This window comes from Bacteroidota bacterium (assembly GCA_039821555.1).
In the GTDB taxonomy this organism is placed as follows: Bacteria; Bacteroidota; Rhodothermia; order Rhodothermales; family Rubricoccaceae; genus JBCBEX01.
The window spans coordinates 19,795-28,411 of the sequence record JBCBNX010000033.1 but is presented as its reverse complement, the minus strand read 5'-3'; the positions used below and the strand labels follow the sequence as shown (position 1 = coordinate 28,411).

Annotated in this window: 7 protein-coding genes; 3 read left to right on the top strand and 4 right to left on the bottom strand. The window is 65.9% G+C overall.

Going from position 1 to position 8,617, the window contains the following annotated elements; all coding sequences use genetic code 11:
- The 3 genes from AAFU51_18420 to AAFU51_18410 form a co-directional block, all read right to left on the bottom strand.
- Positions 1–566 (bottom strand): formylglycine-generating enzyme family protein (locus AAFU51_18420; GenBank protein MEO1573228.1); only part of this gene is annotated, 566 nt, incomplete at its 3' end.
- Between the two features lie 194 nt (positions 567–760).
- Entirely contained in the window at positions 761–2,137 is a 1,377-nt protein-coding gene (locus tag AAFU51_18415; GenBank protein ID MEO1573227.1) for a 4Fe-4S dicluster domain-containing protein, read from the bottom strand.
- A 73-nt stretch (positions 2,138–2,210) separates the two neighbouring features.
- Positions 2,211–3,566 carry an FAD-dependent oxidoreductase gene (locus tag AAFU51_18410; protein MEO1573226.1) on the bottom strand — a complete coding sequence of 452 codons (1,356 nt, stop codon included), beginning with the start codon at positions 3,564–3,566 and terminating at the stop codon, positions 2,211–2,213.
- A gap of 179 nt (positions 3,567–3,745) precedes the next feature.
- On the opposite strand from AAFU51_18410, the gene AAFU51_18405 reads away from it, so the two are divergent.
- Positions 3,746–4,651, top strand: coding sequence for an NAD(+)/NADH kinase (locus AAFU51_18405; protein MEO1573225.1), 906 nt, complete (start codon positions 3,746–3,748; stop codon positions 4,649–4,651).
- Positions 4,652–4,701: 50 nt separating this feature from the next.
- Here the strand turns inward: AAFU51_18405 and AAFU51_18400 are convergent, their stop codons facing one another.
- Entirely contained in the window at positions 4,702–6,150 is a 1,449-nt protein-coding gene (locus tag AAFU51_18400; GenBank protein MEO1573224.1) for a TIGR00366 family protein, read from the bottom strand.
- Positions 6,151–6,388: 238 nt separating this feature from the next.
- Between AAFU51_18400 and AAFU51_18395 the strand changes: the two genes are divergently transcribed.
- Together AAFU51_18395 and AAFU51_18390 are read left to right on the top strand one after the other, a co-directional pair.
- Positions 6,389–7,663, top strand: coding sequence for a tetratricopeptide repeat protein (locus AAFU51_18395; protein MEO1573223.1), 1,275 nt, complete (start codon positions 6,389–6,391; stop codon positions 7,661–7,663).
- An 87-nt stretch (positions 7,664–7,750) separates the two neighbouring features.
- A complete protein-coding gene (locus tag AAFU51_18390; protein ID MEO1573222.1) occupies positions 7,751–8,557 on the top strand; it encodes a DUF4292 domain-containing protein in 807 nt (268 codons plus the stop codon).
- Positions 8,558–8,617 lie beyond the last annotated feature (60 nt).

The following is an 8,617-nucleotide window of genomic DNA, read 5'->3' as shown; positions in this document are numbered from 1 at the left end:
CGGCGTACCCGCTCGCGGCCGCGCTCGGGCCCTCGCGGGTCGATGCGGGGTGTGGTGGCGTAGGCGTCGTCTGCGTACCAATCGGCGACCCACTCCCATACGTTTCCGTGCATGTCGTACAACCCCCAGGGGTTGGGCTTGCGCGTCGCGACGGGCTGCACCCTGCCGGCTGCATTGCTCCGAGTCCAGGCATACGCGGTGAGCGAGTCCTCGTCAACCCCATGCGACCACGGCGACGTCGTGCCTGCCCGCGCTGCGTACTCCCACTCCGCTTCGGTTGGTAGCCGAAACCGAAGGACGGAGTCGGTGGAGTCGGTAGCCGGGCCGCTCAGCCGAGGGAAGAAACGCTGCGTATCGTCCCACGAAAGGATGCGTGCTGGGGCTTGCGGACCTCCACGGCCGCCGCTCGTGCCCATCACCGCATTCCAAACCGACCACGTTGTCACGGTGGTGGCGAGCCAGAATCCGCGCGTGAGAATGATATCGTGCTGCCGTTCATGATCGATGCCCGACGCGGTCGTGTCCCGGTCGAGCGGGCCCATCGGCTCATCCAGATCAGAACCCATCTGGAACGAACCAGGCCGTATCCAGACGAAGCGCGGTGTGTCCTGCGGGGGTACGAACACGACCCGAGGCTCGCGAGCAGGAGGTTCTTGAACAGGACGCGCGAGCAGCACGGCGTCGATATCGCGCGGGTTAGGCCACACGCATGCGGACAGTGCCAGCACACACGCAAGACCTACGACGGCGCAACGCATCGCTACAGGATGTCCAGGTCGCCAATCAAGTTGTTCTGGGGTGCTCCAATTCGGCCATCGCGCGGCCCGTTTTCGAGGCTGAGCACGCCGCGCGGGCACACGGCCGAGCACACACCGCAGCCGACGCAGCTAGCGCGCACGATGTTCTGGCCGCGCTGGGCATACCACCGCACATCGATGCCCATCTCGCAGTAGGTCGAGCAGTTGCCGCACGAGATGCACTGGCCGCCGTTGGTAGTGATGCGGAAGCGCGAGAAGAAGCGCTGCTGAAGGCCGAGGATCGCTGCCATCGGGCAGCCGAAGCGGCACCACACGCGGCTGCCGAACACGGGATAGAACCCCACGCCGATCACGCCGGCAAACATCAGCCCGATGAAGAAGACGTACCACTTCTTGAAGCCTGTGGCGATGGGGCCAAGCACGCCCCATTGCGCGTTGGCCCAGAGCATCAGCGTCGTCAGGATGATGAACGCGAGCACGCCGTGGATCATCCAGCGCTCGATCTTCCAGGCGCGCTGGCTCTTGTCGGAAAGGTGCCGATAGGGATCGCCTGCCGTCTCAGCGAGGCCGCCGCAGCCGCAAACCCACGAGCAGTACCACCGCTTCCCAAAGAAGTAGGTCAGCACCGGCGTGCCGATGAAGATCATCGCCGCGCCAAAGATCAGCGCCGCCATCGGCATCCAGCCAAAGGTGTCGGGCCAGAGGCCGTCGTAGTCAAGCGGCCAGAAGTAGTGCAGGTAGAGCTCTGGCTGGTCGAGCAGCACGAAGAGGTACGGCAGCGAATAGCCGAAAACGAGCTGGAAGAAGACGACGCTGACCGTGCGAATCTTCTGATAGCGGATGTGGCGGTACTTCAAGAACGCCCGCACACCCATCGTCCCGACCGCGAGCGAGTAGAACGAGCCGTACATCACCCACTGGCGCGAGCCTTCCGGATAGCCGAGCGCGTTCGAGATCGGGTCGAAGACGGCAATCAGACCGGTGAGGTACTGCGGAAACCAGTAGACGAGGACGTATAGCCCCGTGAGCAGGATGCCCCAGAGCCAACCGACGTGTCCGCGCGCCTGCTGCGCACTGAACATAATCCCGTGATTCTGGATGCCCGCATGCCCCTGCCCGTAGGTGAGCCACGCGTAGGCCATGCCGCCCCCCCCGAACCCGATGACGACCGTAGCAAGTAACGCGCCGCCGAAGCCGCTTCCGCTCGCCCATCCCACGAGACACGCCAGCGCACCGATGCCCACAAACACGAGCGCGACCTTCTGCGCGGTCGATGGGTGATACGCCGGGTTGCCCGTGAGCGACAGCGACGGATCGTAGTTCGGGACTTGGTCGAACGCAGGCCGGTCGGCGCTGAGGCGGAAGGGCGCGGTGGTCATAGCGTGTGGCGGCTAGCGTTGAAATTCAGTGCGTTGGGCGGAGCAATCGGGCGAAGCCATCAATCGGACGAAGCTATCGGCTGAGGGCCAACAACGAGCGAATACGGCCGCGGGTACGTTCGAGGGTGAGAGTGCGCCCCGCCTGGCGATTGTATTGCGCGACGAGGTCGGCTTCGTGCTGGGCGGTGAACTCGGGGTCGAAGTTGGCCGCGCCGAGGTTCTGGAGCACCGTCTCGATGTCGGTGCCGTGCTCGATCCAGTGTGTGCACACGTCGTGACGATAGCGGATGCCCATCACGTTGACCGCCGTGAGACTCGACACGTTGCGTGCGCTATCGGCGACGGTGTAGTTGAGCCGGATCGCCTTGTCCTCGGTGGGATGCTGCCAGTAGAGCGTCCGCTCGTCGGCGGCCAGCGTCGTGTTCAGGTCGCCATAGACCTGCCATTCGAGGTCGAAGAACTTCGCGGAGTTGAAGAACACGCCGGGCGCATACGCACGCGGCTGACCGCACAGGCCGAACGCGGCTGTTGCGCCGTGCACGCGGCCTGCGTACCACAGCGGTTCGATCGGTCGACGCCCCGGCGGTGGCGTCCGGTGCTGCGCACAGTCCCCCGCGGCGTAGATGTCGGGGAGGTTCGTCTGAAAGTGCTCGTCCACCAGGACGCCCCGGTCTGTTTCGATGCCAGAGCCTTTCAGGAACGCGACGTTCGGCGCAACGCCAATGGCGATGCCCACCCATTGCGCCTCGACGGTGTCGCCCCGGCTCGTCGTAACGGCGTGGACGCAGCCGGAGCTGTCGGGCAGCACCTCGGCGAGTTCGGTTTCGAGCCGCAGGTCGATGCCACACGCGCGGATGTGCTCGTTGACCATCATGCCCTCCTCCTCGGGAAGCGCGGCCGGGAGGTACCATGCGCTGCGGACGAGCAGCGTCACTCCGATGCCGCGCGTATGCAGCATCTCAGCGAGTTCGACGCCGATGAGCCCCCCTCCGACCACAACCGCATGCCGAACACCAGCCGTGTCGGTCTCCATTCGGTCGAGGTCTTGGAGGTCGTAGAAGCCCTGCACCCCTTTGAGCTCTTGCCCAGGCCAGCCTGCGAATCGCGGCACGGAGCCTGTAGCAATGAGGAGCTTGTCGTAGCTCATCGGCTGGGCGTCGCGCAGCGTCAGTGTCTTCGCGGACGCATCCACCGCCAACACCCGGTCGCGGACGAGGTCGATGCGGTTCTTCGTCCAGAAGCCGTCCTCGTAGAGCTTCGTGTGCGCGAACTGGAGGTCGCCCATGTAGAGGTACATCAGCGCCGTGCGCGAGTACGGGTGATCGCTCTCGTCCGAGACGACGGTGATGCGCGCGCTGGCGTCGAGCTTGCGGACGTGCCGCGCGGCCGTGATCCCGGCGATGCCGTTGCCAACGATGACGAGGTGCATGGGAGCGTGGAGCGACGAAGGACGAGTGTAGAGCGACTGGAAGGTGCCAGACAAGCAGCAAAGAGTCAAGGCCTAGCTGACTCTATTCGCTGGTCACCCGTCGCTAGTCGCGCTCAACCGTCAGGCCCTTACCCGGCGCGCGTATGTTTCTGGCGCCCGTCCCCTCTTCTGCGCCCCTCATGACCTACGGCATCACCGGCAACCCCTACAAGGACGAGCTTTGGCCTGCCGTGGCCGACCTGCTCGGTTGGTTGGACGAACGCGACCTGGGCTACTGCCTGGACACGCACATCGCGGAAGGGTTGGATCGCCGTTCATTGGTCGATACCGCGACGTGCCGCCGTGAGGCCGTTTCCGACCTCGCCCGGCACTGCGACCTCGTCCTCTCGTTCGGCGGCGATGGGACGATGCTCCGCTCCGTGGCCGATGTAGGCAGCGCTGCCACGCCAATCCTGGGCGTCAACATCGGGCGCCTTGGCTTCCTGGCAAAGGTCGAAGTCAATGACCTCACCGACGCCCTCGTCCAGATCGAAGCCGGGCGCTTCGACACGGAGGAGCGGCTTCTTCTCGAAGCTACCCTCCACCACACCGACGGCCCCACGGAGACGTTCGTAGCGATGAACGACTTCGTGATCGACAAGTCGGGCTCGACGAGCATGATCGAGGTGGAGGCTACGGTGGACGACCTGTATCTCAACACCTACTGGGCCGACGGCCTCATCGTCGCCACGCCCACGGGGTCGACGGCCTACTCGCTCTCCGCGGGCGGTCCGATCATCACGCCCGGCTCGGGGGTCGTCGTGCTGACGCCTATCGCCGCGCACACGCTCACCGCCCGCCCCATCATCCTGCCCGACTCGTGCCAGATCGAGCTCGAAGTGAGCGCTCGGGGGGGCGGCTATGTGGTGGCGGCCGACGGACAAACCGAGCGCCCCGGCACCGACGGGCTCCGCATGTCGATTCGGAAGGCCGACTATGTCGCGCGCCTCGTCACGCTGCCGGGGCAAACCTATTTCAAGACGCTCCGCAGCAAGCTCATGTGGGGCCAGGGGCGCCGCCACCGTGGCGGAAGCACGCGTGATTGAGGTTTTTCGTTTGGCGGATTTTAGAATCGAAAATCGCCCATCTCAAATCCTCACCCTGTCCAGCCGATGCTCACGGCGATGACGAGGACCACGACGCCCATCGCGAAGAGCAGCAACTGAAGCGGCAGGATCCAGCGCGCCCACGTTTGCCAGGGCACATCGGCGAGGGACAGCGCCCCCATCAGGACGGCACTCGTGGGAATGATGAGGTTCGTGAAGCCATCGCCCATCTGGAAGGCGAGCACGGCCGTCTGGCGGCTCACACCGACAAGGTCAGCGAGCGGGGCCATGAGTGGCATGGTGAGGGCGGCCTGGCCGCTACCCGAAGGGACGAAGAAGTTGATCGCTGTCTGCACGCCGTACATCGCCGACGCGGCGACGGCAGGCCCAAAGTCGCCAACGGCTGACGCCAGGGCGAACAGAATCGTGTCGATGACCTGCGCATCCTGCAGCACGATGAGGATGCCCCGCGCGAGGCCGATGATGAGCGCCGTCGCCACGAGGTCGCGTGCCCCTTCTTGGAAGGCCTTCGCCGTACCGTTGCCACCAAGCCCGCCGACGAGCCCCATCACAATACCGAGCGCCACGAAGAGCGCCGCGATTTCGTTGATATACCAGCCAAACTCCAGCACACCGAAGACGAGCACCCCGAGCCCCGCGACGAACACCAGAAGCACGTTGCGCTGCTGTGGGGTAAGGGAGGCATCCGCTGCCGAATCGTCGAGGCCCTCTTCGGCGCGCTTTTTCTGATCCAGGGCATACGTTGGGCTACGGGTCGGGTCCCGTTTGACGCGGGCTGCGTGCCACATCACGAAGGCCGTCGCCACCGTGGTCGTGCACACCCAGAGGCCGATGCGAAACGGCACGCCCGAGAAGAGCGGCACCTCGGCGATGCCCTGCGCGACACCCACGGTAAAGGGGTTGAGGAACGCCCCCGCAAACCCGGCGCCGCTCCCGATGAACGGGATCGCTACGCCCGTGATGCTATCGTACCCTAGCGCGAGGGCCAGGGGCACGAAAATGAGCACGAACGGAATCGTCTCCTCCGCCATCCCGAACGTCGCCCCGCCGAGTGAGAACAAGGCCATGAAAAGTGGGACGAGCGCCAACTGAACCGCCCGTGATTGCTCCGCCGCACCAACAAGCCTTCGCAACGCGGCATCCACGGCCCCCGTCCGCTGAAGCACGGCGAACGCCCCGCCGACGAGCAGGACGAACGCGATGATCGGTACAGCGTCAGGGTCGGTGATGCCCAGAATCGGCGCAAGGAGGATAATGCCGAGCGTACCGCCAAGCCGTCCGAGCCAGCCATCATCGTCGCGCTCGAGGTAGTTGAACGAGCCCGGCACGACGACTTCGCGCTCCCCAGCCCCCTCCACCTCCATCATCGTCTTCTCGAACGCGCCCGGCGGGATGAACCATGTTGCCACCGCCGCGAGCACGATGATCGAGAAAATGATGAGCATCGTGTCCGGGGCACGGAAACGGGGCTGGGCCATGGCGATTTCAGGTAGCGATCTTGTGGGTAGCGATCCTCGTCGGATCGGGCGAAAATACCGCGCGGGCCGCACAACTCCGTGACGCCGTCCGTTGTACTGCTACCCTCGTCCGTGTGCCATCCTCTTGCCTCGCATGCGTTTCCCATTCGCTTTCGTCGTCTGTGCCTGCGCCGCCTTTTCTGTTGCGGCCCCCCAGGCGTCTGCGCAAGAGACGGCGTCAGAAGGAACGGCGTCACCCGTGAACGGCCAGGATCTCGTAGCGCAGGGCCTATTCGTACGCGGCTTGACGCAGGCCCGCCTGAGCAACTTTGAGGGCGCACTCGAAGCCTATGCGACGGCGCTTGACTTGGTCGGCCCGGATGCGACGATCCTACTGGCCATGGCCGAAGCCTACGAAGCGCTCGACCAGCCTGACGACGCCCTCTTCTTCGCCCAGCAGGCCGCGCGCGCCGACGAGAGCGCTCTCGCCCCGCTCCTCCTCATCGCCGATCTGCTCCGCGCAGCCGAGCGTCCTGGGGAGGCTTTGGCAGCGTACGAACGGGCCCTCGAACGCGACCCTGACGCGGACGAGGCCCGCGCAGCCCAAGCCGCCCTCCTAGAATCGCTGGGCCGCGTTGACGAGTCGATCCAGGCGCAACGCGCTCGGCTAGCCCACGTGTCTGATCCACGACCGATCCGGCGCCAGCTCATCCGGCTCTATGACAAAACGAGCCAGACCGACGCTGCCCTCGCCGAAGTAGAAGCGCTCCTGGACGAGGATCCGTATGCCTACCCCGTCCGGCTCGATCTCGCGCGTCGCTATCTCGATGCCGAGCGCACAGACGAGGCGCAGGTCGTCCTCGACGCACTCCGCACCGACTATCCGCACGACGCGCAGGTGGCGGTGCTCCTCGCCCGAGCGATGCAGGACGCCGACGCCGAAGGCGCAACGGCGCTGCTCGCCGGCCTGGGAGCGTCGGAAGATCCCGACGCACTGTTCGGACGGGCCGCCGCGCTGTTCAACCGCGCGGAGAACGACCCTGCTGTTCGCCCTGAAGCGATGGCAGCGCTAGAGCGGCTTCTCGCGCTGGAAACGAGGCCCGACGCGCTTCGGATGCTTGGCCTCCTGCACCGCGCACAGGGGAACGCTGGCGAGGCTGCGCGCCTGGTGGCCCGAGCCGTTCAGGCAGAGCCACGCCGCCTGGACTGGTGGGCCGAAGCGATCCAGACGGCCCTATTCGCACGCAACGCGTCGCTTGCCGAGCGCCTCTCCGATGAGGCTCTGCTCCTCTTTCCCGGCCAGCCGACGTTGGTGGACGCTGCCAGCGTCGCCTATCTCGAAGCCGACCGCCCCCGCGACGCCGCGTATGCCCTGCGCACCCTCGACGCCCCCTCGGCTACACAACTCGAGCGCCTCGGCGATGCGGAGAGCGCACTCGGAAACGGCGAGGCCGCCCGAATCGCCTGGGAGCAGGCACTCGTCTTGGATCCCAACAACGCCGTCCTCCGCGAAAAGCTCACGCGCGCGCCTTGAGCGTCGTGCTGCACACAAGTGACGAGGCGAACGCCCCCGTCGGCTTCGTGCTAGCTTTCCCCTCCACCGCCACGCCTTCTGCACCACATGCGCCACGTTCGACTGGGATCTTGTCTGCTCTTGACGGGCGTGCTCATGGCAGCCGCCGGATGCCGGACGAGCCAACTCGTGAGCGACGCGCCGGACGCTGAACTCCCGGACGCCTTCCCCAACCACCCAGCCGCCGCCATCGTCGAAGCCGTGCGGTTGGAAGCGCAGCCGCTCCAGACGTTCGAGAGCCAGAGTCGCATCAAGGTCGAGCGCCCTGGACAACGCGCGACGCTCTCAGCTCGCCTGCGGCAGTCTGCCGACTCGCTGTTTGGCTCGCTGTCTGGCCCCTTTGGCATCCGCGTGGGCGAAGGCCTCGTCACGCCCGACTCGTTCTACGTCGCCTACACCTTCGGCGGGACCTACTACACCGGACCGCTCGACGCCGCCTCCCGGTTTGTCCCGCTTCCGCCGTCGAGCCGCGATCTGTTCGCGAGCCTGACGGGCACGGTCACCCCGCTGGCTGACGCCGACTGGACGGTCGCCAGTGACAGCGCACACTACCTCCTCGCCACGACGCTCGCGACGCCGAGTGGCCCCGTTGAGCAGCGCCTCCGCGTGGACCCCGCGCTCTGGCGCGTCGTCGAGGCCGTCGACTACGGTCCGGCTGGGGAGATCCTCAGCATCCGCACGTTCTCGTCCTTCGACCAGATCGATGGCATCGTCGTGCCGCGCCGCGTGATGATCCAGGCGCCGAGTGAGGAGGCGACGGTCATCTTCGAGCACGTCAAGCTGACGGTCAATCCACCAGCACTCACGTTTCCGAGCCCGCGACCACAGGGGATGGACGTGGAACGCGTGGAATAATGCTTGCCCCACCACGTTGACGGTCGTCAGCCTCCTACCGACCGTTCGCTCTCGTCGCAC

Excerpts from the sequence above, each read along its gene's own strand:
- AAFU51_18400 (MEO1573224.1), bottom strand. The coding sequence starts at position 6,150 with ATGGCCCAGCCCCGTTTCCGTGCCCCGGACACGATGCTCATCATTTTC.
- AAFU51_18410 (MEO1573226.1), bottom strand. The coding sequence starts at position 3,566 with ATGCACCTCGTCATCGTTGGCAACGGCATCGCCGGGATCACGGCCGCG.
- AAFU51_18390 (MEO1573222.1), top strand. The coding sequence starts at position 7,751 with ATGCGCCACGTTCGACTGGGATCTTGTCTGCTCTTGACGGGCGTGCTC.
- AAFU51_18415 (MEO1573227.1), bottom strand. The coding sequence starts at position 2,137 with ATGACCACCGCGCCCTTCCGCCTCAGCGCCGACCGGCCTGCGTTCGAC.
- AAFU51_18405 (MEO1573225.1), top strand. The coding sequence starts at position 3,746 with ATGACCTACGGCATCACCGGCAACCCCTACAAGGACGAGCTTTGGCCT.